Genomic DNA, 24,798 nt, shown 5'->3' on the forward strand with positions numbered 1-24,798 from the left:
GGCCAGGCTGCAGCACTCTGCCGCCTGGCGTTTCCTAATGTCTAGCGGCGGCCCTCGCGACGCGCTCGACGCCTGGCTTGACCTCGCCAGGATCGAAAGTGGCAGTGTGTTCCGGGCGATTGATCGCTGGGGAATGTCTCGCAGCGTGCGCTTGATCCAAAGGGATCAACGACATCGTCAAGCAGCGGGCGCAGATGGCGGGACTGGACCTGGAGGAATTTTTTAGACCATGGCTTACGCTCCGGTTATCTCACCGAAGCGGCCAACCGAGGCATCCCGCTGCCAGAGGCCATGGAGCAGTCCAGGCATCGATCCCTCCAGCAGGCGTCAGAATACGACAACCATGCGCAACGGCCTAGTGGCAGGGCCACCCGGATGCTGTCCTTAATGTCCGGGCCGCGGCTATAGGCCTGGCCATTACATAGCGCATGACCTCAAGCTTTCATGGATGCACGGAAATTCGCGCAAGAGACGAAACCTGCGCCCCGCGCGATCAACGCCCCTCAGCCTGGAACGACAGCCGAATAAGCTGACTGTTCATCGCAGCCCTCTGGCACTCCAGCAGCAGACCATTGTCGATGCGCCCGGTCGAGTGAACCACCAGCACCGGCGCATTGACCGGGCACTGCAGCAGGGCTGACTCCCGTTCCGTCGGCAACCGCGCCGCCACAGTGGTCGACACGCGGCGCAACTGGCCAAGCCCTTCGCGCCGCGCGATCTGCGTCAGGGAATCCGTCTCTTTCAGCTTTCTGTCCAGGTCCACCACGAGATCGGCGCGTATGTGCCGCACCGTCAGGATGAACGGCACTTCGTCGCCGAGGATCAGCGTGGTGACGCGCAGCAGGGGATGCCCGCTCTCGAGGTGGAGGATATTGGCGATCTCCTCGTCTGCCGGCACCTCCTGGCTTTCCACGATGCGGATGGCGGAGCGCACGCCCTGCTGGTCCAGCACATCGCGGAAACGGGAGGTTGCATCCACTTCATAGGTCAGCCCGGTCTGCATGACGAAGGAACCGCGACCGTTCACGCTTCGGATCAATCCCTCCTGCGACAGTGCCAGATAGGCGCGCCGCACCGTGTTGCGGCTGACGCCATACTGTTCGGACAAATCAAATTCAGCCGGAACCTGGCTGCCCGGCAGCATCTCTCCCACCAGAATGGCCTTCTTCACCGCCTGATATACCCTGAACCATTGCGGCTCCATCAATCGTCCCCGCCCCCTGAAATTCCATAGCTGTACCTACAGCTGTCATGCGCATTTCACAATGAGCCCTTAAGGAAATTCGCATCGCGGCGGGCGCACCGAAAGTGAGCATTCCGCCGGGCAACGCAGATCATCGTCACGTCATCATCGACGCTTCATCACGCCGGACGCGGGCCTCTCGCGTTGTTGCGGCACGCCCCTTTGCTTGCCATTTTCAGAAGGTCAAGAAAATGACTGGAATCACCCGTCGCCATCTCCTTTCCCTTTCGGCAGCGTCAACGGCTGCCTTTGCCATGCCGCGTTTTGCCTCGGCACAATCCGCCGACCGCCCCGCCGTGACTGTTGCCGTTCAGCGCATTTCCACCTCCAACACGCTGGAAATGCTGACGGAACAGTCGAACGTCGGCGCTCGCATCTACACGAGCTATGCCGAAACCCTGCTCGGCAATGACTGGATCGGCGACATGTCGCTGCAGCCGCAACTGGCGACCGGCTGGAAGCGCCTCGACGATCGAACAGTCGATGTGGACCTGCGCGAAGGCGTCAAGTTCCACAACGGCGACGTGATGACCGCCGAGGACGTGGCCTTCTCCTACGGTCCCGACCGGATGTGGGGCGGCGGATCAGTCGAGGTTCCCGACAATGTCAAGGCCGTGGCCCGTCAGGCACTTCCTGCCTTCGAGCGGATCGAGGTGCTCGGGCCGCACAAGATCCGGCTGCACAACGCCTCCATCGATCCGGTTCTCGAAGGTCGCCTTTCGGCCTCGATTGGCATGATCGTCAGCAAGCGCGCCTTTCTCGAAGCCAAGAGCTGGATGGACTGGGCGCGCCAGCCTGTCACCACGGGTCCCTATTCGGTCGCCGAATACAAGCCGGATTCCGTCCTGACGCTGGCCGCCTTCGACGATCATTGGGAAGGCCGACCGCCGCTTCGCCAGATCCGTTTCGTGGAAACGCCGGAAACGGCCTCGCGCATCAACCTGCTGCGCTCCGGCGGCGCCGATTTCGCCTGCGACATCCCCCCGGACCAGATCGCAACGGTGGAGGCCGACAAGCGCTTCAAGGTTGTGGGCGGCCCGATCAACAACACGCGCTACACCGTGTTCAACAAGTCTCATCCGGTGCTGGCCAATCCGCTGGTGCGCCAGGCGCTGACCCATTCCGTCGATCGCGAACTGATCGTCGAATCCCTGTGGAGCGGACGCACCGAAGTGCCGCGCGGCCTGCAGTGGACCTTCTATGGCGACTTCTACATCGCCGATCACGAGAACCCCGCCTACGATCCGGACAAGGCGCGCGCTCTACTGCGCAAGGCAGGCTACAATGGCGAGCCTATCCCCTACCGGGTGCTTAACGACTACTATACCGCCCAGACGGCCACCGCCCAGATCAATACGGAAAACTGGCGTTCGGTCGGCCTCAACATCAAGCTGCAGATGGTGGAGAACTGGGGCCAGATCAGCGAAGGTGGCCCGGAAACCCGCGGCATCCACGATTGGTCGGCGGCAGCCAGCCTGCCGGACCCCTATGTACAGATGTCCGGCTCCTGGGGCCCTGCCGGTTCGCCTTGGAGAAACAATCAATGGCGGAACGAAGAATTCGGAAATCTCTCCCAGGAACTCGGCTCCAGCACTGATCGCACCCGCCGCATCGCAGTGTGGCGCCGCATGCTGCAGATCATCGAGATTGAAGATCCGGCCTATGTCGTCCTGCACCGCAACGCCTCCTTCACCGCCAAGCGCGCCGATATCAAGTGGGTGCCCTCCCAGTCCTTCGTCATGGATTTCCGTCGCCACAACTGGAGCGCCTGAGGTGATGGCTTTCGTCGAGATCCGGAACCTCTCGGTCGCTTTCGGCCGCTCACCGGCCTTGCGGGGCATCAATCTTGCGGTCGAGCGCGGCGAAGCGGTCGGGCTGGTCGGCGAGTCCGGTTGCGGGAAGTCCGTGACCTGGCTCGCAGCACTTGGCCTGTTGCCTGCCTCGGCGACGGTGCGCGGTTCCGTTCTCATCGATGGCACCGAGATTCTCGGTGCCCCGAAGGCGCGGCTGGAGCCGGTGCGCGGCGGACGGATCGCCATGATCTTCCAGGATCCGGCGGCGAGCCTCAATCCCGTCCATCGCATCGGGCGTCAAATCGGCGAGGCGCTCGGCCTGCATCGCGGCATGACCGGGCAGAGGGCGAAGGCGGAGGTCATCCGCCTGCTGGATCAGGTCGGTATTCCCGATGCGAAGAACCGCATCAATGCCTATCCGCATGAACTCTCCGGCGGGCAGAACCAGCGCGTGATGATCGCCATGGCGCTGGCCGGTGAGCCGGAGCTTCTGGTGGCCGACGAGCCGACGACGGCGCTGGATGTCACCATCCAGGCGCAGATCCTCGATCTCTTGACCACGCTCCGGCGCGATACCGGCATGGCGCTGGTACTGATCTCGCATGATCTCGGCGTGGTGTCGGAAACCTGTTCGCGCATTGCCGTGATGTATGCCGGCCGGATCGTGGAAGAGGCGCCAAGCGGTCAGATTTTCACCCATCCGAACCACCCCTATACGCGCGGGCTGATGGGGGCCTTGCCGCCGCTCAGCGGCGCGCGGCGCCGGCTGGTAGCCATTCCCGGCAGCGTGCCGGAGGCGGCGCATATGCCGCAAGGCTGCGCCTTCGCGCCCCGCTGCAGTGCGGCAACCGACCGCTGCGCGGAAGTCGATCCGGTGCCACTGCCCCTGACGCAGGACCATAGTGCAGCCTGCATCCATGCCAGACCATACCACCAGGCAGGCCATCCGTCGCATCATCAGGCTGCGACGACGCGCGAAAGGGCCATGCAATGAGTGCGGGCACGGCAGATCTGCTCGAAGCGCGTGATCTTGCGCGCAGCTATACGGTGCGGCGTGGGCTGCTGGGGCGCCCGACCGTCGTGCGGGCCGTGGACGGGATTTCGCTCCGCGTGGCGCGCGGCGAAACGCTGGGGCTGGTCGGCGAATCCGGCTGCGGGAAATCCACCACGGCGCGGCTGGTGCTGGGCATCGAGCCGCCGGATACCGGTTCTGTCATCTTCGACGGAAGCGCCATGCCGCCCAGCGGCACGGCGGCCTGGGCGAACCTTCGCCGGCGCATGCAGATGGTCTATCAGGATCCGCTGGCGGCCCTCGATAGGCGTCTGGCCGTCGGCGTGCAGATTGCCGAGCCGCTGGATATTCACCGGATCGGCACCGCAGCCGAACGAGAGGAACGGGTCGCCGCCGTGATGGAGGAGGTCGGTCTGCAGCCGCATCATGTCGCCCGGCATCCGCAATCTCTGTCCGGCGGGCAGCGCCAACGCGCCGTGATTGCCCGTGCGTTGGTGACCAATCCGGATCTACTCGTGTGCGACGAGCCGATCAGCGCGCTCGACGTCTCGATCCAGGCGCTGGTCCTGAACCTGCTGACCGACCTGCAGGAGCGCCTCAAGATGGGCATGCTGTTCGTCAGCCACGACCTTCGGGCCGTACGCCAGATCAGCCAGCGTGTCGCGGTGATGTATCTCGGCCGGATCGTCGAGGAAGGCGATCCGGATGCGGTGCTGCACGAACCCGCCCATCCCTACACCCAGGCACTCGTCTCGGCGATTCCGCATCCGGGCAAGACGACGAACCGGGTCATCCTTCAGGGTGATCCGCCCAACCCCGCCAATCGCCCGACGGGCTGCGCCTTTCATCCGCGCTGTCCGGTCGCCACGGCGACCTGCCGGACTGAGATCCCGGAACTGAAGCCGCGCCGCAGCGACGGCCGGCGCGTCGCCTGCCATATCGCACACGGGGAGGCGGCAGCCGCCCGTGCTCCCGCTTTGCTGGAGACCTGCTGACATGCTGCATTACCTTCTTTCCCGGCTGTTGCGTGCGGCCGTCAGCATCATCATGGTCGTGACCTTCGTTTTCGTCGTTCTGCGCATGTCGGGCGATCCGGCCATGGTGATCATGGGCGCCGATGCACCACCGGAGGCAATCGACGCCTTCCGGAAGTCCTGGGGTCTCGATCAGCCGCTATGGGTCCAGTATTTCTCGTTTTTCGAGGCCGTCTTCAGCGGCGAACTCGGCCGGTCCATGCGCGATGGTCGCGATGCGATGGCGGTGGTGCTGGAGCGGGTTCCCTCGACCCTGGCGCTCACCGTGCCGGCCTTCCTCGTGAACCTCATCGTGGGCGTTCCCGCCGGCGTCTATGCCGCGCTTCACCGCAACTCGCTGATCGATCGCTGCGTCATGGTGATGGCGGTCACGGGCTTTGCCGTGCCCTCCTTCATCCTGGCCATGCTGCTGGTGCTGATCCTCTCCGTCAATCTCGGCTGGCTGCCCTCGGCCGGGCAGGACAGCTGGCTGAACGCCATCCTGCCGATTGCCACCATGGGCTTCGGCGGCGCCGCCCTTCTGGCGCGCTTTACCCGCAGCGCCATGCTGGAGGTGCTCGGCCAGCCGTATATCCGCACGGCAAGCGCCAAGGGCCTGCCGTGGTCGGCCGTGGTCTGGCGTCATGCGCTGCAGAATGCGGCCATTCCGACCATCACCATCATTGGTTTCATGCTGGGCGGTCTCGTCGCGGGTGCCGTTGTCGTCGAGAGTGTCTTCTCCTGGCCCGGCGTCGGCCGGCTGCTGGTCATCTCCGTCGCCAACCGGGACCTCGCCATCGTGCAGGCCATCGTCCTGATGATCGCCATCACCATGGTCGCTGCGAACATGATCGTGGACGTTCTCTACGGCCTGGTCGACCCGCGCATGCATGGGCAGGCAAGGCCGGCGCGCCGCTGATGATCCACACCGTTTCCTGCCCGCGCTACCCTTGAAGGAGCCAGAACATGGCCGATACCACCTCCTCAACCGCCGCGGCCGGCGGTTCCCCGATGGCGCGGTTGAGGTCGCTGCTGGAGCGCCTCAACCGCATGCCGATCCTGATCACCATTGCCGTCCTGTGGCTCGTTCTGATGCTGGCGATTGCCGTTTCGGCCGACCTGATCTCGCCCTACCGATTTACGCAGATGGACCTGCGCAACCGGCTGAGCCTGCCGGTCTTCATGGGCGGCAGCTGGAGCCATGTGCTCGGAACGGATGAACTGGGGCGCGACGTGCTGTCCAGACTGATCACCTCGATCCGCATGAGCCTGCTGATTGCCTTTGGCGCCACCATCATCGGTGCCGTGATCGGGGTGACGCTGGGGTTCGTCGCTGCGCATTTCCGCGGGATCGTCGAACAGGCCGTTCTGGCGCTGGTGGATTTTTCCGCCGCCATTCCCTTCCTGGTGCTGGCGCTGGCGGTGCTGGCCTTCTTCGGCAACTCGCTGGTGCTGTTCGTCTGCCTGCTCGGTTTTCACGCCTGGGAACGCTATGCGCGCATTGCCCGCGGCCTTGCGATCAGCGGCCGGATGCATGGCTATGCGGCGGCCGTGCATCAGCTGGGGGCCTCGCCCTGGCGCCTCTACGGCCGCCACATCCTGCCCAATATCGCCTCGACCCTGATCGTCTCGATGACGCTCGCCTTTCCGGAAATCATCCTGCTGGAAAGTGGCCTCTCCTTCCTGGGGCTCGGCATCCAGCCGCCGGGCACCTCTCTTGGCAACATGGTCGGTTTCGGCCGCGAATATCTGTCGTCCGCCCCATGGATCATGCTGGCGCCGGCCTTCGTCATCACCGCCACCGCGCTATGCGTCTCGCTTCTCGGCGACTGGCTGCGCGACCGGCTGGACCCCACGCTTTCCTGATCTTCCCTCCCCCGCAGCGTGCTGCTCGACACCATAGAAGGACCATACCATGTCTGACCTGCCCATTCTTGGCGCCGCCATGACGTTGAAGGACGTCGAACTGAACCGGGACTGGCTGCTGGAGAAGCCGCGCGATCTCGAGCTGCAGGATTTTGTTCCGGCCGAAGTTCTCTGCGGCGATTGGCAGCCGCTGGTGGAGCGTGCAAAGCAGCTTCTTGACGGCCATCAGGGCCGCCTCGGCATGCACGGTCCCTTCATGGGCCTCAATATCGCCTCGGCCGATCCGGATGTGCGGGCACTGGTGGCGCGGCGCATGGAGCAGGCGCTTGACGTCGCGGCCGCGCTCAACATCACCCAGATCGTCATCCACAGCCCCTATACGACGTGGATGCACAACAATCTCGACAACTGGCCGGAGCAGCGCCAACGCGTGTTGGAGATGACGCACCAGACGCTGGATGCCGCGGTGAAGCGCGCCGAGGACCAAGGCTGCGTCTTCGTGCTGGAAAACATCGAGGACAAGGACCCCGCCGAGCGCCGCCGTCTGGTGGAAAGCTTCAATTCGCGCGCATTCGCGCTGTCGATCGATACCGGCCATGCGGCCTATGCCACCGGTTCCACCGGCGCGCCGCCGGTCGATTACTTCGCCAATGACGCCGGCAACCTGCTGCAGCACGTGCATCTGCAGGATGCCGATGGCTATGCCGACCGTCACTGGCCGGTCGGCCACGGCAGCATCAACTGGCGCGCCTTCTTCGCGCGTCTTGCCGGCATCACCTCCAATCCCCGTCTGATCATCGAGATCCGCGACAAGTCACAGATTAAGGCCTCTGCGGCCTATCTGGCGAACCTCGGCGTCGCACAGTAACTGGTCTCGTCTGCGCCCATAAACGGCAAGATTTTGGAATTGTTATGGAAATCGCGCTTGTTGTGCGGGCAAGGCCCGGCGGCTTTAGGTACGCTTTAGCATCGAGCCACTGATTCTAAAGACAAACCCACAGCCGCCGGAGCCGACAATGCGCCAAGAACGCACCGTCCAGGGCTCCATATTCGATCTTTTCGCCGAGCACGAGATCGGTCGTGAGTTGGAGGCGATGTCGCAGCGGCTGGATGGCCATCGCGATCTTTTGGAATTGGCGACGTCCGATCTGCGCCGACAGGGGGGCGCGGCGACCGGCCTGAGGTGTGCGCGACATGGCCTTCCATAAGAAGCGCCTCCAGATCGAAGATATGGTCAGGAGCCGCCGGCTGTATCGCAAGCTCAGAAACTTCCGGGCCGGCATCGAAACCGGCATCTCCTGCCTGAAGCGGACATAGAGCCTGACCCGCTGCACCTGGCAACGCGACCGCATGATCGATCCGCGCGATCGTGCCTGATGGCTGCGGCGCGTGGTATTTCACCTCCCCTTGAAGCTTCTTTGCCTCGACCTGCAATTGCCGCCTCGCGCGCTTGAAGGCATCATTGATGGCAAAGTTCAGATCGGAATGGCGCTCGTCGCCGTGATCGAGCGCCTACCGGAATCTCATGACGCAGTCCCCGAATTGGGTTTCATGTAGGATTGCTCTCCACAGATAACCTGATTGCGTCCAGCATTCTTTGCACGGTAGAGCGCGGCATCGGTCTCGCTAAACAGGGCGTGTGTGGTGACGTCGGCTGGCGCTTCTGGTGGCAAAGTGGCCAGTCCGATGCTGACCGTGACATGACCAGCGGGCGGGTTGCCTTCGTGAGCCAGCGCCAGCACGCGCACTTGCAGGCGAATTCTTTCTGCGACAGCTCATGCCCCTTGGATATCGGTGTCGGAAAGCAGAACCGCGAGTTCCTCACCGCCATAACGGGCGACGATATCGCCGGGCCGTTTGACGCAATTGCGCACGACAGCGCCAATCTGCCTGAGGCATTCGTCCCCGGCGGCATGACCAAGGTATCGTTAAACTGCTTGAAACGGTCGGCGTCGATCATCAGGAGAGAAAGTGGCATGCGGTTCCGGCGGGCGCGCTGCATCATTTCCCCAAAGCGGTTGTTGAAGAAGCGTCGATTGGCAAGCTTCGTCAACTCGTCGGTATTGGCCAGAGCATCCAGTTCGTCCTGCTTCTTCTTGTGTTGTGTAACGTCTCGCGTGATCGCAACAACCCGGGTCGCGACTGCCTTTTCGCGAGCCGGCAACTTGCTCAACGCCGTTTCAAGCCAGACCTCCTCGCCATCCGGCTTGGTATGCTTGATGATGAACTGCTCCTGCATCGAGCCGTCCTGCAGCCGTTCGGCTGCGGAGCGCACTGTTGCTTCAGCATCCCCCGCCATTCCGGCAAACACGCTTTTCCCGATAAGCCTTTGAGGTTCGATACCCAAAATCTGCTTTGAAGACGGAGAAACGTACTCCCTGATACCGGCCTCGTCGAAACGTGCGATGACGTCGCTGGACGATTCCGCCAACAATCGAAATTCCGCTTCGCGCGCCGCCAGCTGCGCTTCGCTCTCCCGGCGCAACTTCAGTTGATGGCGCCAATGCAGTGCCGCCAGGCTCGTCACGGCCAGCAAGACGGCGGCGTAGAACCAGCGGGCCTTTGCGGTTCCCGTCCACTCCAGGAAAACTTCCCGTTCGGAGGCCGCGGCAAGCACGACGATGCCCGTGCGTCCGCTTTGATAGAAGCCGCCGATCCGAACTTTCCCATCGACGGGCGACTGATAATCATAAGCGCCAACAGTCCTTACCTTGAGGTGATCGGCAAACAGTTCGTGCGCAGAAATATTGCTGCCAAGGAGCGTTTCCTCCATCGGACCGCGGGCCATGACAATGCCATCCCCGCGAAGCAGCAGGAATGATCGGTCGCTCGAAACACCAAAGTTCCGGAAGACGTGAATGAAGTGATTGACGCGAATGGTGGAGACGACGACACCCCCGAAAGAACCATCCGGCAACACCACCCGCTGTGAAATCGGCAGCACCCACCGATGGGATAACCGGCTCTTGATCGGCTTACCCAGAACGGGCAGCCGGAAGGGACTGGACTTATGAAACCGGAAATATTCGCGGTCGGCGTAATTCATTTTTGCCGGCGCCCCCTCGGCTGATGTCGCAACCATCTGACCCGTGGCATCGATATAGGAGAGCGTATCGAGGGTCGGTGACGCCCTCATCTGAAACGCGATGGCCGTTTCGATTTTCGCCGGCATCTCGGGATGATGCTGTTCGTCACGGATCTCGGAAATCAGACTGGCAAGCGACAACCATGACATCTCGATCGTGTCGTCGGCATGTTGCGTGATTGCCTCTGCCGTCTGGATCAGGCTCGTCTCGACACGCGCAACCTGCGCCTTCCAATTGGCGTACTCCCCCCAACTCAGCAGGGCAATGAAAGCACCAAATCCAAGGACAACAGCAGCCGTCGTCAGTGTGGATCGGAATGTTGCAGCTTGCATCGTCGGTCTCCGGAGGCCTTCGCAAAGCCCCAGGTCCGCCGTTGTATCTCATTGAATGCTAAACAACCAAGGCCTCGCCAGGATGAAATATCACTCGCGAAAACACGTAAGGAACGAGAAAACGGCGTTTTTCATCTCCTTTCAAGACGCGGGTAGAGGTGAGTTTCATATGCGGTTCGGCCTCCGCCCCGCGCGCGCCCAAGAAGCGCTGTAATAGATCTCTCCTCCCCTTAGCCGGGAACCGAAGATCGGGCGCCTGGAACGTCGTTCGGCATTGCCGGCCATGCTGACGCCGGTCTGGCGGATTGGAATGCTTTCCGCCAGTCGCCAGGCAAGGTCCTCAGTTTTTAACCGGCGACCGTCTGCACTTGGACAACATTCGCCGGGCGAATTGCGCACCGAGCGGAACAATCGAAATGCTTTTCTTTCAATCATTTAAAGTGGCCGTTCGGAGAATTCGGATTTTTGTATGGACATCTGAGATTCATCACCTTAAAAAAGCGCTCGTCTTCGCCACGGGAATGCACTGGGCCTTCCAGACTTGAGCATTCCTTAATCTTCGGCAATGTCTCTCCGTTCGAATTATTCCGAAAACAGGGAGAGATATTCGAAAAACAGATGATGGCGCATGTGCCGCTATCGAAGAATCCACCGAATACTCGCCTCGCGGAGCCCTATATTCTCCGGATGTCGAGCCTTAACTTAAGGAGAGCGCCTCCGCTGTTGAGCCGGGGCTTATTTCAAAATGGCTTTTGCAACTGAAAATGACGCGTCGGCTGAGCCGGCTTCGACCAAGATCAGTATCAAGAATGTTTATAAGGTTTTTGGCGAGCGACCTGAAAAGGCGCTCGACCTGCTGAAGCAGGGAAAAAGCAAATCGGAAATCCTGGCCGAAACGGGGTGCTCGATCGGCGTCAACGATGCCAGCTTCGAGATCAAGGCCGGCGAGATTTTCGTCATCATGGGCCTTTCCGGCTCCGGAAAATCTACACTTTTGCGCCTGCTCAACCGCTTGATCGAGCCGACATCCGGCAAGATTGAAATCGATGGCCGGGATATTACCCGCATGTCGCGCCGCGAATTGATCGAATTGCGCCGACGCGACATCAGCATGGTTTTCCAGTCGTTTGCGCTACTGCCGAACCGCAATGTTCTCAACAATGCCGCCTTTGGTCTCGAGGTCGCCGGTGTCGGCGAAGCCGAGCGGAGAAAAAAGGCGCTCGCAGCGCTCAAGGCTGTCGGACTTGACGGTTACAGCGAAAGCCGGCCGGATCAGCTCTCCGGCGGCATGAAGCAGCGCGTCGGATTGGCGCGGGCGCTTGCAAGCGAACCGACGATCCTTTTGATGGACGAGGCTTTTTCCGCCCTCGACCCCCTGATCCGCACGGAAATGCAAGATGAGCTGGTCCGCCTCCAGGCAGAACACAGCCGCACGATCGTTTTCGTCAGCCACGACCTCGACGAAGCGATGCGCATCGGCGACCGCATCTGCATCATGCAAAGCGGCAATGTCGTTCAGGTGGGTACGCCGGACGAGATCGTCCTCAACCCGGCAAACGATTACGTCCGCTCCTTTTTCCGCAACGTCGACGTTTCGCGGGTGTTCAGAGCGGGAGATATCGCCCGCAAAACCCAAGTCACGCTGATCGAACGCCAGGGCGTCTCTGCGGCGGCGGCATTGGAACGGATGAAGAACTTCGACCGGGAATTCGCAATCATCATCGGTCGGGACAAAACCTACCACGGCATCGTAAGCCAGGCATCGCTCGTCGAGAAGATCCGTTTAAAAGCTGCCGATCCTTATCGGAGCGCCTTTCTTTCCGACGTCGAGCCTATCGCTGCCAGCGAACCGTTGTCGAACGTTCTGGGCAGGGTTGCAGGCAGTTCCTGGCCCGTGCCAGTGGTCGATGACGAAAACCGCTATGTCGGTTCCATCAGCAAGTCGGCTCTTCTCGAAACGCTCGACCGCGCAAGCTGACCTTTAGAAAGAACGGACAGACAGATGACTTTCGATATCGGCGACGGCGTCGACAGCGCCGTCAATTACATCCTCGACAACTTTGGTCCCCTGCTCGATTTCATTGCGGCGGCGATCGGTCTGGTGACGAACGGCATACAGGACGCCCTTCTGGCTACTCCCATGCCGGTCGGCCTTGCTGTTTTCGTCATCCTTTCGCTGTGGCGCGTCGGATTGGGTTTTGCCGTCTTTACCGGCCTGTCGCTTTGGCTGGTGGAGCACATGCAGCTCTGGTCGGCGATGATGGAAACGCTGTCGCTTGTGATTGCCTCAACCCTGGTCGCGATGCTCATCGGCCTGCCCTTGGGCATTGCCATGGCGCGCAGCGATCGGGTCGCAACCGTGGTAAGGCCGGTGCTCGATCTGATGCAGACCATGCCAGCCTTCGTGTATCTTATTCCGGCGGCGATGTTTTTCGGCCTTGGCGCGGTGCCCGGCACGATCGCAACGGTCATCTTTTCCATGCCGCCGGTCGTCCGGCTGACCAATCTCGGAATCCGGCAGGTGCATGTCGAATTCATCGAAGCCGGCAACGCCTTCGGCTGCACGGCTTCCCAGCTCCTGTTCAAGGTGCAGTTGCCGAACGCCATGCCCTCGATCATGGCCGGCATCAACCAGACGATCATGCTGTCGCTGTCGATGGTGGTCATCGCCTCGATGATCGGCGCCGGCGGCATCGGCAATACGGTTTTGACCGGTATCCAGCGGCTTGATGTCGGTACCGGCTTCGAGGGCGGTATCGCCGTCGTCATCCTGGCCGTGATCCTCGACCGGATCACGCAGAGCCTCGGAAGAGAGGGCGCCGGTATCTGGCGCGTGCTTTTCCAGAAAACAGCACGACAGGAGGCAGCACAAGCTGCCACCTGATCTCGCGCTGAACCATGGCGGCCGACATGCCGCCGCATGCGAACCTTCAAAAAAAGGAGCAGTTATGTTCAAGACACTCGTTACAATGAGCCTCGCGGCCGTTTTGTTCGGCAGCGTGACCACGGCGACGATGGCGCAGGATGCCAAGCCGGTCAAAATCGGCTGGGCGGCATGGTCGGATGCGGAATTCGTCACCAAGCTTGCGGCCAAGCTCATCAAGGACGAGCTTGGTCAGGAGGTCGAACTCGTCCAGACGGACGTCGCCCCCCTTTATCAGGGCGTCAGCCGCGGGGACCTCGATGCCATGATGATGGCCTGGCTGCCGCAGACCCACGCCGATTATTTCGCCAAGGTCAAGGACAAGGTCGAAACGCTTGGCACCGTCTATCATGGGGCAAAGCTTGGCTGGGTCGTCCCGAAATACATTCCGGAAGATGCGATCGGCTCGATCGAGGACCTGAAGAAGGCTGACGTCCAGGAGAAGCTGAAGGGGCGTATCGAGGGCATCGATCCGGGTGCCGGACTGACCCGCCTGTCCGAAAAGGCGATCAAGGACTATGGCCTGGACGACTATAAGCTGCAAATTTCCAGCGAGGCGGGAATGCTGACCACGGTCGATCGCGCCATGCGTTCGGAAGGATGGTTCGTGGCGACCTCCTGGAGCCCTCACTGGATGTTCGGCAAATACGAGCTGCGCTACATCGACGACCCAAAGAAGTCGCTCGGTGAAGCGGAACATGTGGACGTTCTGGCGCGCAAGGGCTTCAAGCAGGACAATCCGAAGGTCGCCGACTTCCTGTCGCGCATGAAGCTGCCGCTCCCTGATCTCGAAAGCGCGATGTTTAATGCCCAGGAGACCTCCTACGACAAGGCGGTCGAAAAATACATCACGGACCATCCGGATCAGGTCAAGGCCTGGCTGGGCAAGGACGAAGGCTAAGCCATTCACGGGGCTTCGCGGCGAAAGCGTTTGCGAAGCCCGCTTCACATTTAGGGAAGTTTGACAATGTACGATGGACAGATCGTTTCGGCATTTGCCACGGACGATACAATCGGCGGGCGAATCTCGCTCGCGCGCGACGCACTGAACATGTCGATCGAAGACGCATCCCGGATTGTCGGGGTCACATCAGAAACCTGGCAGAACTGGGAAAATGACCGTTCTGCCCCAAGGGCCAACCAGCTCGACAGGATCGCCGGAACCCTCCAGGTGAGCCTCGCATGGCTGCTCAGCGGACGGGGTACAGGCCCTGACTTGGCATCACCAATGCTGCCTCATTGTCTAATAGACGAAAGCGAACAGGAACAGATGAGAGACTGACGGCGAGCATCCGGCGAAGGAATTTTTCGACCATCGCCGCCCACACTCAACGCCGGAAAATAGTCTCCATGCGAGCCATGCTAGAGCAGGTCCTGCGATCGATGAATCGATTGTTAGGTGACAACTGGCCGAACCGAAGCTGCTTCAACATCCGCAGCAAAGAGGTGGATGATCTCGACAGGCCGCAGCCAGGTTCGGGGTTGGGATTTCGACGGCGATCCGTTGGATCGCAAGAGCGAAGGAAGGTGAGCCGACCTTCCAGCCGCAAGACTGGAGGCATTCGTCGTCGCACTGATCGAAGACCGTAAGGACGTGACCCTCGATGAAATGGTCGAGCGCTTAAGCCTTGGACCCCGTCCAATCGAAAACTGGCGCCGCGTGAGTGCTGGACTGCTCCAGGCGCGAAAGCCGAGATTGAAGATTACAGGCCATCAGGACAGTGCCTCCATTCCGAAACGTGCGATATAAAACTTCTCCAGTTCACCGAACTCGTCGAGGGTCAGAGCGACCATGGCGGAGGTGACGTCGTGTGGCGATGCGGCCGGAGCTTCTCCATGATGATCTCAACCTGCTTCTTATTTGCTGCCGGCAGGCTCAGGTAAGAGGGATCGTTTGCCCAGTCCCAATAGATGATGCTATCACGATCAGCCGCCCGTCGCTCCAGCCGGGCAAGCTTGCCTGACGCGCTCTTCGTCGGCCGATCCTTTTCTCAAGAGCTTCAGTCGCGCCTCGTGCTCGACAGCCTCCATCGGGGTACAAAGCGGCTGCACAAGCTGGCGATAAGCATTCTTCGTCTGTGGCGAGATCGGCCCGGGCGACGCCCTGGAGAGGCGCAGAGAGCGCCCCAGGCACATCGGCGGCACTGGCGACCTTGGGGAAGTTGTCGACCGTCACGCCCCCGCCCCGCCGGACCGGCGCAATCCATCCATGCAGAGCTTCAGAGCCGAGCTGTCTGAACCGCCTTTATATGGCTTACGGGTGAGTCTGGTCGCTTCCTTGCCGAGAAGCCGCTCGTCGCAAGCGTGGTCTGAGACCTGGTGCCTTTCGGCTTACCGGGATTGACCTTCGTGAACCTGCCTTTACGGACGCGAGGACCGTTGTCCTTTTCCGTTGTCAAGGCGGCCTCGTCCGCTCTGCAGTCCGTAAATGCACCCACTGAAAGGTCGAATTGCTCCTCTCAGGAACCGCAAGAATCCTCTCATTTTCGCTCATGGCGGAAGCCAGGCAAAGTATTTCGGGCCCTTTTTGCTGTCGAGAAGTCCCGTTATCGCTAGTCATCCGCTCCGCACGCATAGGAGGTCATCTTCAATCGGAACGGTCGTCCTAAACAGTAGAGGTATTTGGAAGTGTCTGCCAATGCTCGAGGACGCATGAGCCACGATCTCGCGCCCACCGGTAACATTAAGCAGCCATTGACTATCAGGATACGCAGACCTACGAGTCGGCCTCAATATGCTGTACTTGTCCGGGGGAGATAAAGGTGGACTATTCGAAAGCCCTGCCATTGCGATTGGCAATTTCATCCGCGGATGCTGTTGGTGATCGAGTTACGGTTTGTGGGTGGAGGCTCGGGGCTTCAGCTGACTGCAGTCTTGAGTTCTTCGACGAACAGGGCCTCAAGATTGTAGGCGAGCTCACGACAGATATTCGTCGCGATGACGTCGCGAAATCGTTCCCTGATTACAAAGAAGCGTCGGCCGGATGGACGTTTGCCTTCGACGCGAAGGAAGTGCCTTCAGTCATCTCCGCCAAACTTGTTGGCAAAAGTCGCAAAGCAACGGCCGACAAGGCTGTTAAGAAGAATGCGCGGGCAACTGCGACAGCGGCGTCACCAAGCCCGACGGGCGAATTGCGGACAGCGCTAGAAAAGATAAACAAGGGCATCGAAAATATAGTTGAGAACACCGTCAAGCCTTTTCCGAAGGTGAGCGCCTGGCTCGACACCCCGCCCAATGGCAACCACGCCTTGTTCAAAGAGTTGTCTGACCGAGCTCTCAAACGGACCGCCGACATCGTAGAGGCAGAAATGAGCGATGCCCTGCTGTTCTTTAACATGCGGGAGTTTCACGAGTATTGTCTCTCACGAGCACCGCGCGAGGGCGCGCATTGTGAGTTTGGTGTCTTTTCGGGCAAGACAATTAACTTGTTTGCAAAGCTGCGTCCGGACATCACGTTCCATGGCTTCGACAGTTTTGAGGGCCTGCCCAATGAGTGGACAGGCTGGCAGCATTTCGATTTCAATAAATCTGGGAAAACGCCGCCCGTGGAAGCCAACGTTGAACTGCACGTCGGGTGGTTCAACGAAACCCTTCCGACCTATGTGGAAGGGATCGAAGGCACCGCATTTCTGCACATTGATTGCGACATATACTCTTCCACGCGAGACATATTCCAGGCACTAAAGCCCAAAATCACGTCTGGCACAGTCATTCTCTTCGACGAGTATTTCTGTTATCCGGGTTTTGAAAAGCATGAGCGGCTGGCATTTAAAGAACTCCTCGAAGAGACTGGCCGCCGGGCCGACTGGTTCGCTGTATGCGGACAGAGGGCGGCCTGTGTGATCCAGTAGCCATTCCTTCTTTGGCTTTCCGACACCCACCAGCCGCGCCTTTGCGGTCTTAGATCAACGTCAAGGAAGAGGCAGAATTCAACGCCAAGTCGCCGCCGATACCGAGAAACTGTTCGATCGCAAGCGTGGCCCTCAGCAGCTGCAACCTATTCTAAACTGGCCGTCCGCTCATGTGGAAGTCTGTGATGAGCCGATCATAACTGTTGCATATCGGCACTCGACATTGCCGAATGTCGAGTGCTTCAATCGACTCCTTGTCGATATCGATTCTTGGAGGTGAGTATGAAGCACATCCGTGAAACGGATCTGGCTGCGGAATTTCGCAAGGTCGTCTGCCACGACTGCCAAAAGCGCCCTGACCGGAACGTGAAGGACTTCTGGACGCAAGTGGGGTTTATCTATCGATGCTCCCCATGTTCGGAAGGACATGCTTCCTCAGTCGAAGCGTAAGCGCGGCCGGAGCGGCCCCCTCTCATTTCCTGGCCGACATACGGACATGGTATGGCGGGATCCGCCAGTTCCTCGTGGAAACCAACACAATGCGATCCGTAGATGATCTGACCTGCCACTAAGAATTTCCTCCAGAATTGATTAGAGTCCGGCCCATTGAGGACGGACGAATGAAGAAGCAGAGATTTACGGAAGAGCAGATTATTGCAGTGCTGAAGGAGCAAGAGGCAGGTGCGAAGGCAGCCGATCTCTGCCGCAAGCATGGGATTTCAGAAGCGACGTTTTACAACTGGAAGGCCAAATACGGCGGCATGGACGTGTCCGAGGCGAAGCGTCTGAAGGCGCTTGAGGAGGAGAACGCCAAGCTGAAGAAGCTGCTGGCCGAGCAGATGCTGGATGTGGCCGCACTCCGCGAGCTTCTATCAAAAAAATGGTAGGGCCTGCCGCCAAGCGTGACGCCGTCGCGCACCTGAAAGCCGTCATGGGCCTTTCGGAACGGCGGGCCTGCCAGATCATCTCCGCCGACCGCAAGACGATCCGCTATCGGTCCTGCCGACCGCCGGAGGTCGAACTGCGAACAAAGCTGCGTGACCTTGCCAATGAACGGCGGCGTTTCGGCTATCGGCGACTGTTCATCCTGCTTCGACGGGACGGAGAGCCGTCCGGGGTTAATCGCATCTACCGGCTCTATCGCGAGGAAGGACTTTCCGTTCGCAAGCGCAAGGCCCGGCGGCGTGCCGTCGGCATGCGTGCACCGATCCTGGTCGAAGCGAAGGCCAATGCTCGCTGGTCGCTAGATTTCGTGCATGACCAGTTCGCCTGCGGTAGGCGCTTCCGCATTCTCAATGTCGTCGACGATGTGACGCGCGAGTGCCTAGCCGCCATCCCAGACACCTCGATCTCCGGGCGTCGCGTGGCGCGGGAACTGACGACACTCATCGAGCGGCGTGGCAAACCCGGTATGATCGTCTCCGACAACGGCACCGAACTAACGTCGAATGCCATCCTCGCCTGGTCGAAAGATCACAAGGTCGAATGGCATTACATCGCCCCGGGAAAGCCGATGCAGAACGGCTATGTCGAGAGTTTCAACGGGCGCATGCGCGACGAGCTGCTCAACGAAAGCCTGTTCTTCGGCCTCGATCATGCCCGAAGCGCCATTGCCGAATGGGCGGTCGATTACAACCATTTCCGGCCGCACTCATCGCTCGGATACAAAACCCCGGCAGACTTTGCCGGGATCATCGCCGCAACCGGCTCCAACGCTGCGCAAGATGAGAACTTCGCGTTTCCGCCGGTTGCTCACACCGCGCCACTTGGCGTATCCAAAACCGCCGGGGCTCTAGTCGCCGCTGGATGAAAGTTCAGTGGCAGGTCAGCCGCTGGATGAAAGTTCAGTGGCAGGTCAGATCTATCCCCCACGCCGGGACAGCGAACCATGACCATCCCATCGGGAGGATCGACACTATCGGTAACATTTTGCTTGAGGCAATGCGCGGGGTCAATTCTTCGATTCGCTTGACAACAGCGATAAGCTTGCTGCTGTCTTGCGCACAACGATCGTATCCTCGATCGTCTCGGCCAGTTGTGTCAAGCTTCGAGCGAACGGTATGCTTGGTGCATTTCCGGGAAACGAGTAGAGATAATGCCGCAGCAATCGAGCGACATGACTGCTCCAAGCCAGTTGTTGAGAAGGAATAAACCCGCCCTCTATCGCCGACTGAATAAGGGGTAAGATATCCGAAAGCTCCTCAGCCTGATAATGGCAACAGCTACCGCGAAGTTGATTGTAGCCAAGCATCACAAGGGGCTTTTTACGGGTAAGCGCGACGTAGCTCACCTGGGAGAGTATCGTGACGACACAGTCAGCGAGATCAACGCACGCGTTTATATCGAAATTACCCAGGACCACCACATTGTCGCTATCCTCCAGCCTCTGCGCCTTGGATGCGAAGGGGTGCGGTTTGTAAAGTAGAAGCCAATTATTCTCCTTCGCTAATTGCGCTAGATAATTTGCGGCATCTCGGGAAGTGGAGAAAATAGGCGAATGAAATCGGCGCGCTTTATCGTTATAAGGAATCGTGCCCGAGGCGTGATCATTGTGCCCCGCAAAGAGCACAAGGGGGCGTCCTTTAGCGCGCGAACGAAGGTCTTGCTCAACTTCACCTAACGGAACCTGCAATCGTCTGTTTGACTCGCCATTCCGTAGATGCATTAGAATATCCTCCGCGATACCAATATCATGCGCATCCAAAGGTAGAGAATTGAACGACTCAGCAAACTGAACAACGTCGCTTTCCCCCATCTGGCCACTCAAATCGAAATTAAGAGTCCCGGGCAGAAGTCCATATTCAACAAATGCCACCCTCGTGCTCAGCTTGGTTGCAGCAACCTGAGCGGCTTGCGAGAGAGGATGAAATTGATTCCAGACCAGCATAAGGGCAGGTCTATATCGTTGAATTGCACGAAGCGTGAACTGGAATGAGAGCGCCACGCTCTGACGCGCGTGCTTGTGACGGGGGTTCAGTTCATTCTCCGCGCGGAGCTTAACGAGTCGATCCCCAAGATCATCCAAATCTTGGCCATCCACCGCAGAAGCCCCGCTCAAAAATGAGAACAAACTCGACCTTGATGTGTGCCGAAATATTTCCTTAGGTGCCTTGATAAAAATGGGCGCTCTCTGAGCTTTCGGAACGGGTTCATCAACACGGCTGCGCAAACCATCCAATATAACAACCGGACGCGGATCAAGTTCAGAGGCGAGTTCATACAGGAACTCGTATTTATCAGAAACACCACAATAATCAACCAGCATTACCGATGCACGATTCTTCATCAGCGCCCAATCACTATGATATCTATTTGGCATCTAGATAGTTGCACTTCCGCGCCAACACCACGACGACCTTGGTCAGAACCTGCTCTTGATATGACAGTGGAGTGATAGCCTTTAACGGATCGCAACCTATGCGCACCAAGAAATTTGATTTCACACCCCGCTATGTTGTGCTTTTTTCATTGAAGCCTTCCATAATACCAAAAAGCTTCTCGATCGCATTTTGGTAGGTGAGCAGGGAAAAATCTGTCTTCTCACCATAGGGAAAGAGGTCCCTTTCCAACAAACCTGCAAGATGACGTTCGTAGCGAACAATGCGATGCTCATGGTCCTTCTTGTCCAAAGCATCCCTAATACACAAATCAAGACTATCATAATCATCAAGTTCGTAGGCGGCGTGTACTCCAGACAACGTGTTACGTCCTAAAAGAACCGTCGGTACGCGGTGAGCGAGTGAAATATAAGCCAAAGACGACAGCAGCGTCACAGTGACATCTGTAGCCTCTATGCAATCCGTCGCATTTGCCTCGCGAACATAGACCAGTCGCTCATGGTAGATATCCAATGGACGCGGAAACAGGTTTGGGTGGGGTTTGTAAACGACAAAAAAATCTAACCGTTCTGCAGTCTGCAAAAGGGCTTCGAGGCCCTCTAATGTATCCCGATAGTAAGGAGAATGAATCTTAGCGCGAGGGTGGTCTGCGGGCAGGTTTCCGGATTGCCAATCATTGACACCCGCGTAAAAAACAATCTTGGCCTTCTTCCTTCTTAACGTCTCAATGATCTGACTTGCAGCTGGCGTCCCTGCGTGAGGCTTTCGGTCTAGCCGGTTCGCGCTTATTGCCGCTATCACATGACGCGCTTGTCGAAAATAGCGTTCGTTATTGGCATCACTTGGATCAAGCATAATCCCCGTAGAATCCGATTCCGCCATCATTCCATGCGCGTCGATCGTCATCGTCCCTGGAATCATTCCCTCGTGGATAACCGCGCTTGGAATTCCATATCGGTCGGAGACCGCTCGACCGAGAAGCATGAGGCTATTCCACTGATGCCACAGCAGAACCATCGAAGGCTTCAACAGCTTGACAACTGTTTCGACCTTCAAATGCTCTTCCCTGATCTGCTCCTCGATCTCCGTCCATGGTTTCGGTCGCCTGTTGAGCGCGAAAGAAAATCCGTGCAACATCCGCTGAATATAATTTAGGGCTTCACCATCGATCGACTGAGACTGAGATTTCAGGCCCAGCCTTTCTGTGATGTCACCGAAACTTGGATCGAAGAAATTGATTTCCGGTATTTTACATCCCGCAGATACTTTACTGTGGTGTAACAGGACAAGATCGGCTCCGGCCTTGTTCAGTTCTCTTCTAAGCTGCTCTAAAGCTACGCGCTTCTCGCCGCGCTCCAGCGCGTTCAAATTGTGTATAATCAACAATATTATTTGCTGACATCCAGATTGAAGCGGAGCCCCAGTAAGCATTGAACGAAGCATATTGAGGCCGTCACCAGTAACCGAAAATTGGAAATATTCGTCTGGCACTGATATGGCTTCCACCCAATCTTTATTGTCCTTGACCGTATACTTTGTTTTTCCAACCGAGCCATCACTCAAGTGAGTCCGCAGGATTAATTCATCGCCCGCAGAAACCTTATCGATGACCACACTCTCAACTCTCCACCTGAAAAACCTAACACCGCCCGGCAGCAACCTCTCATCAATTGCAGCGGTGCCGATTAAAGCTGAGTTACGCATAACTTCAAGCTTCTCTAGGTTTTCCCCACTAGTACGGAATGTACCCCGCATCCAAAGGATTCGCCAAGTCGGATCAAACAAACAATCGTCGACTTTGAAATTTTCGCTCCTCTTGATCTTTATGCTCTTGACCAACTTTTGAGCCAAAAACCTCCCATCCTGGAACAATCGAAGCATTATACCGTCATCCAATTCACCGTCATAAGGTGCGCTGAAAGCGAAACCGAAATCGTCCCTAGTAAGACTTTTCATTTCTTTGGCGACGTCCGGTCTCGGATATCCGTTTTGCGCGATCCCCATCATTGTCATATCGCCGCGCCATATCTCGATCTGAATGTTATCGGGCGAACTAATCCACCCGCGAACTAGCAGCTCGCCTGTATGCTCACTATAGCTACACTCACTCACAGCCCACTTTGGCCCAGCGAGTTTGAGGGCATCCGCCGCTTCGACAACCGAAGGTGCCTTAGCCCAAAGTTCTCTTATCTTTGGCCACCCCTTACCAACCGCCGCGATCAACATTGGGAGGCGGGCGCTCGCCTCTACAAGAGGCGATACATAAGGCGATGACCGAATTTTCAGGGGCTCCCCCGAAGTTTGCATGACCCGTTGGAGCCCCTGCCGCCCTTCCAGGGCCTGTTTGGTGATTGCCTGGCATTCAATGTGGGCCTTACCAGAGATGGTTGCGCCATCTCTCAAAATCTGAAGCGGCTTCGCCGAGGAAAGAACCGCGTTCGCGGTAAACCTGCCCTTTCCCACAATCACGCCTTCCCTGAGGACAAGCAGGCGCATCGAACTCACATCGAACGCCGCAGTGTCGATGGTACTACTCATGAAGCCATAGTTGCCGGGGTGCGTGGAAGCAAACAGCCCCTTGTAGCCTTCGTCCTTTAACGCCGTATATAAACTGACGACCACTCCTTTCTTGTCCATAAGATAAAGAGCATCGTAAGCCTTTTCCGGATATACCCATCCGGAAAGAATGGCGCAATTTCCCGTCCGAAGGGCTCGTTTCAACCGATACTTTTTTTCGGAAAACCACGGGACCTTCTTCTGGTTGATCCGAAGGTTAGCCAAGGAGAGCTTAACGGTGACATTGGTGTCCTGCATTTCGATATCGAGAACACACTTTGATATTTCTTCCGGTGACGCTTCAGAGATTAGCTTGATGAAGAAGGCATAACGCCATCCCTCTTGCGCCCAACCCTGTTCATGAAATTGAACGGACACGATCTGATTGGAGCTTGATGTCACCTGGGCCAGACGAAGCTTCGACGAAACAGTGAAGATCAGATGCAATTGGCTATTGACCTTTATCGCAGACGCAGCCGAGAGACCAAAACCAACAGAAAGGTCGTCGTCCTTGATCCGCTGGTTAATTAGCCGCGTCTCTAAGTAGGTGCTTACGACCTTCTCAAGGGCAGCACCTCGCTGATCCACATCCGTAAGATAGACTACCCGAGCGTCATCGGAAGTCCGGACCGGCCCCGCCTCAAGTGCTTTTGCCAGCTTGTCACGCAGGGCTGTCACATCACCGACCGGAGCATAGCGAATTAGTTCCCCACAGTTTTCTCGAACAACTGGAAGATCGTACGCTACACAGGGCGTATCGGCGGCAAGAGCCTCAATCGGTGGATAGCCGTACCCTTCGAAATAAGAGGGAAACACCACCGCCGCCGCCCGTTTTAGAAGAAGGAACTTTTGGCGGTCCGATATACCAAAAAAAGGTTCGATCTGCACGTCAAATTGCTCGGCGTGCTGACGTAGTTCGTGCAGAAAAACGTCGGATTGTTGCGGATCACCTATAACGATACCCACCTTATAGCCGCGGAGCTCAGGGCCGATCAGATCTTTTATGTCGCCGCCGCCTTTGTGCTTATCACTCGGCCGTGAAAACAGCATTACGAACTTCTGGCGAACCTGCGCCGGTACTGTTGCGCAAGCGACGCTATTGATGGCAGGCTGCCAAATTGCAAAGTCGGATTCCGGCGGAAGATCACGGTAATATTCTCTCGCAAACTTTTCCGATTCATTTGCGCTGCAAATGATGCATGCTCCTTCTTGCGCGACATGCCTCCACTCCTTCCATCTTTCCTCCGGCCGCTTCGTCGGAGAACAGGCATTAAACCAGTTCGGAGATTCATAATTTATCAAAAACAAAGCCGCTTTCGCATGACGAGCGAATCTAATGGCATTTCTGTAAAAACGAGGCAGAAAGCTCATCTGGGGCGCAATAAATACTGCATCGAACCTTGAATCTGGCAATATATCGAAATCGTTGTCCGTCAGCACGATGTTGACTGGATTGCCATCACTAATAGGTGCAAGATCATCTGCAAATATAGGGCGATTGTTCGTAATAAAGTATACTTGATGGCCCCGCCGCGCCAGTACGTGAGCTATCATCATGGCGTGATAACGCCCGCCCGAAAAAGCGCTCTTCGGGCAAGTGGTAAAAACTGCAACCTTCACGACTGAGCATCTTCCTGTTGGATCGTTGCGGGGTAGTACCATTTATGTGCTTACACACATCATTTTGTGCATTCAATAGCAGGTGGACTACCCAGTTCCTCTCGTAGCATAAGCATTCGTTGCATCCAATGTTCTGGTTACGCGACCACGATAGCAACCATAATC

The 24,798-nt window shown here is 58.0% G+C and carries 17 protein-coding genes and 4 pseudogenes; 16 read left to right on the forward strand and 5 right to left on the reverse strand.

The features are described 5' to 3' along the window. Positions 1-43: 43 nt before the first annotated feature. A pseudogene (locus ABK249_RS20625) lies at positions 44-408 on the forward strand (site-specific integrase); the annotation flags it as partial. Between the two features lie 85 nt (positions 409-493). Here ABK249_RS20625 and ABK249_RS20630 read toward each other — a convergent pair. Continuing rightward, positions 494-1,204, reverse strand: a complete 711-nt coding sequence (locus ABK249_RS20630; RefSeq protein WP_348863784.1) for a GntR family transcriptional regulator — start codon at positions 1,202-1,204, stop codon at positions 494-496. Between the two features lie 230 nt (positions 1,205-1,434). On the opposite strand from ABK249_RS20630, the gene ABK249_RS20635 reads away from it, so the two are divergent. From ABK249_RS20635 to ABK249_RS20670, 8 genes and pseudogenes are all read left to right on the forward strand, one after another. After that, a complete protein-coding gene (locus ABK249_RS20635; protein ID WP_348863785.1) occupies positions 1,435-3,015 on the forward strand; it encodes an ABC transporter substrate-binding protein in 1,581 nt (526 codons plus the stop codon). A 1-nt stretch (position 3,016) separates the two neighbouring features. Beyond that, entirely contained in the window at positions 3,017-4,030 is a 1,014-nt protein-coding gene (locus ABK249_RS20640; RefSeq protein WP_415926460.1) for an ABC transporter ATP-binding protein, read from the forward strand. After that, on the forward strand, positions 4,027-5,043 hold the full coding sequence (locus ABK249_RS20645) for an ABC transporter ATP-binding protein (protein ID WP_348863788.1): 1,017 nt from the start codon (positions 4,027-4,029) through the stop codon (positions 5,041-5,043). Before ABK249_RS20640 ends, ABK249_RS20645 begins: the two co-directional genes overlap by 4 nt. 1 nt (position 5,044) lies before the next feature. Further along, entirely contained in the window at positions 5,045-5,980 is a 936-nt protein-coding gene (locus tag ABK249_RS20650; RefSeq protein ID WP_348863789.1) for an ABC transporter permease, read from the forward strand. A gap of 92 nt (positions 5,981-6,072) precedes the next feature. After that, a complete protein-coding gene (locus ABK249_RS20655; protein ID WP_227705168.1) occupies positions 6,073-6,927 on the forward strand; it encodes an ABC transporter permease in 855 nt (284 codons plus the stop codon). Between the two features lie 49 nt (positions 6,928-6,976). Then, positions 6,977-7,795 (forward strand): sugar phosphate isomerase/epimerase family protein, encoded by an 819-nt coding sequence (locus ABK249_RS20660; protein ID WP_348863790.1) that lies wholly within the window; start codon positions 6,977-6,979, stop codon positions 7,793-7,795. 148 nt (positions 7,796-7,943) lie between these two features. Then, positions 7,944-8,132: pseudogene (locus ABK249_RS20665) on the forward strand (ISNCY family transposase); the annotation flags it as partial. Then, positions 8,122-8,244, forward strand: coding sequence for a hypothetical protein (locus ABK249_RS20670; RefSeq protein WP_415926461.1), 123 nt, complete (start codon positions 8,122-8,124; stop codon positions 8,242-8,244). The pseudogene ABK249_RS20665 and the gene ABK249_RS20670, both read left to right, overlap by 11 nt. Before the next feature lie 206 nt (positions 8,245-8,450). Here ABK249_RS20670 and ABK249_RS34030 read toward each other — a convergent pair whose 3' ends face one another. Further along, the gene (locus ABK249_RS34030; RefSeq protein WP_463139871.1) at positions 8,451-8,675 is read right to left on the reverse strand and encodes a GGDEF domain-containing protein; all 225 of its coding nucleotides are present in this window, start codon (positions 8,673-8,675) and stop codon (positions 8,451-8,453) included. A gap of 182 nt (positions 8,676-8,857) precedes the next feature. Further along, positions 8,858-10,345, reverse strand: a pseudogene (locus ABK249_RS20675) (sensor domain-containing diguanylate cyclase); the annotation flags it as partial. 745 nt (positions 10,346-11,090) lie between these two features. Here ABK249_RS20675 and proV point away from each other — a divergent pair. From proV to ABK249_RS20710, 7 genes and pseudogenes are all read left to right on the forward strand, one after another. Next, positions 11,091-12,323, forward strand: a complete 1,233-nt coding sequence (proV, locus tag ABK249_RS20680) for a glycine betaine/L-proline ABC transporter ATP-binding protein ProV (protein WP_348863792.1) — start codon at positions 11,091-11,093, stop codon at positions 12,321-12,323. A 24-nt stretch (positions 12,324-12,347) separates the two neighbouring features. Continuing rightward, the gene (locus ABK249_RS20685; RefSeq protein ID WP_037146592.1) at positions 12,348-13,229 is read left to right on the forward strand and encodes an ABC transporter permease; all 882 of its coding nucleotides are present in this window, start codon (positions 12,348-12,350) and stop codon (positions 13,227-13,229) included. A 64-nt stretch (positions 13,230-13,293) separates the two neighbouring features. After that, positions 13,294-14,169, forward strand: a complete 876-nt coding sequence (locus tag ABK249_RS20690) for a glycine betaine ABC transporter substrate-binding protein (RefSeq protein ID WP_348863793.1) — start codon at positions 13,294-13,296, stop codon at positions 14,167-14,169. Between the two features lie 66 nt (positions 14,170-14,235). Further along, on the forward strand, positions 14,236-14,550 hold the full coding sequence (locus ABK249_RS20695) for a helix-turn-helix domain-containing protein (protein ID WP_348863794.1): 315 nt from the start codon (positions 14,236-14,238) through the stop codon (positions 14,548-14,550). A 172-nt stretch (positions 14,551-14,722) separates the two neighbouring features. Continuing rightward, positions 14,723-14,898, forward strand: a pseudogene (locus ABK249_RS20700) (IS630 family transposase); the annotation flags it as partial. Positions 14,899-16,030: 1,132 nt separating this feature from the next. Then, positions 16,031-17,119, forward strand: a complete 1,089-nt coding sequence (locus tag ABK249_RS20705; protein WP_348863795.1) for a class I SAM-dependent methyltransferase — start codon at positions 16,031-16,033, stop codon at positions 17,117-17,119. A 620-nt stretch (positions 17,120-17,739) separates the two neighbouring features. Beyond that, a protein-coding gene (locus ABK249_RS20710; RefSeq protein WP_348863797.1) for an IS3 family transposase occupies positions 17,740-18,929 on the forward strand; the annotation gives its coding sequence in 2 pieces (ribosomal slippage) (positions 17,740-17,992 and positions 17,992-18,929; 1,191 coding nt in all). A 141-nt stretch (positions 18,930-19,070) separates the two neighbouring features. On the opposite strand, the gene ABK249_RS20715 is transcribed toward ABK249_RS20710, so the two are convergent. Together ABK249_RS20715 and ABK249_RS20720 are read right to left on the reverse strand one after the other, a co-directional pair. Continuing rightward, a complete protein-coding gene (locus ABK249_RS20715; RefSeq protein ID WP_348863798.1) occupies positions 19,071-20,405 on the reverse strand; it encodes a hypothetical protein in 1,335 nt (444 codons plus the stop codon). Between the two features lie 163 nt (positions 20,406-20,568). Further along, positions 20,569-24,633, reverse strand: a complete 4,065-nt coding sequence (locus ABK249_RS20720; protein WP_348863799.1) for a glycosyltransferase — start codon at positions 24,631-24,633, stop codon at positions 20,569-20,571. Between the last annotated feature and the right edge of the window lie 165 nt (positions 24,634-24,798).

It is taken from the genome of Neorhizobium phenanthreniclasticum (genome assembly GCF_040066075.1).
Lineage (GTDB): Bacteria > Pseudomonadota > Alphaproteobacteria > Rhizobiales > Rhizobiaceae > Neorhizobium > Neorhizobium petrolearium.

Bases quoted from the DNA above. Each gene is read 5' to 3' on its own strand.
- ABK249_RS20635 (WP_348863785.1), top strand. From the start codon at position 1,435: ATGACTGGAATCACCCGTCGCCATCTCCTTTCCCTTTCGGCAGCGTCA.
- ABK249_RS20670 (WP_415926461.1), top strand. From the start codon at position 8,122: ATGGCCTTCCATAAGAAGCGCCTCCAGATCGAAGATATGGTCAGGAGC.
- ABK249_RS20715 (WP_348863798.1), bottom strand. From the start codon at position 20,405: ATGAAGAATCGTGCATCGGTAATGCTGGTTGATTATTGTGGTGTTTCT.
- ABK249_RS20650 (WP_348863789.1), top strand. From the start codon at position 5,045: ATGCTGCATTACCTTCTTTCCCGGCTGTTGCGTGCGGCCGTCAGCATC.
- ABK249_RS20695 (WP_348863794.1), top strand. From the start codon at position 14,236: ATGTACGATGGACAGATCGTTTCGGCATTTGCCACGGACGATACAATC.
- ABK249_RS20655 (WP_227705168.1), top strand. From the start codon at position 6,073: ATGGCGCGGTTGAGGTCGCTGCTGGAGCGCCTCAACCGCATGCCGATC.
- ABK249_RS20630 (WP_348863784.1), bottom strand. From the start codon at position 1,204: ATGGAGCCGCAATGGTTCAGGGTATATCAGGCGGTGAAGAAGGCCATT.
- proV (WP_348863792.1), top strand. From the start codon at position 11,091: ATGGCTTTTGCAACTGAAAATGACGCGTCGGCTGAGCCGGCTTCGACC.
- ABK249_RS20690 (WP_348863793.1), top strand. From the start codon at position 13,294: ATGTTCAAGACACTCGTTACAATGAGCCTCGCGGCCGTTTTGTTCGGC.
- ABK249_RS20645 (WP_348863788.1), top strand. From the start codon at position 4,027: ATGAGTGCGGGCACGGCAGATCTGCTCGAAGCGCGTGATCTTGCGCGC.
- ABK249_RS20660 (WP_348863790.1), top strand. From the start codon at position 6,977: ATGTCTGACCTGCCCATTCTTGGCGCCGCCATGACGTTGAAGGACGTC.
- ABK249_RS20685 (WP_037146592.1), top strand. From the start codon at position 12,348: ATGACTTTCGATATCGGCGACGGCGTCGACAGCGCCGTCAATTACATC.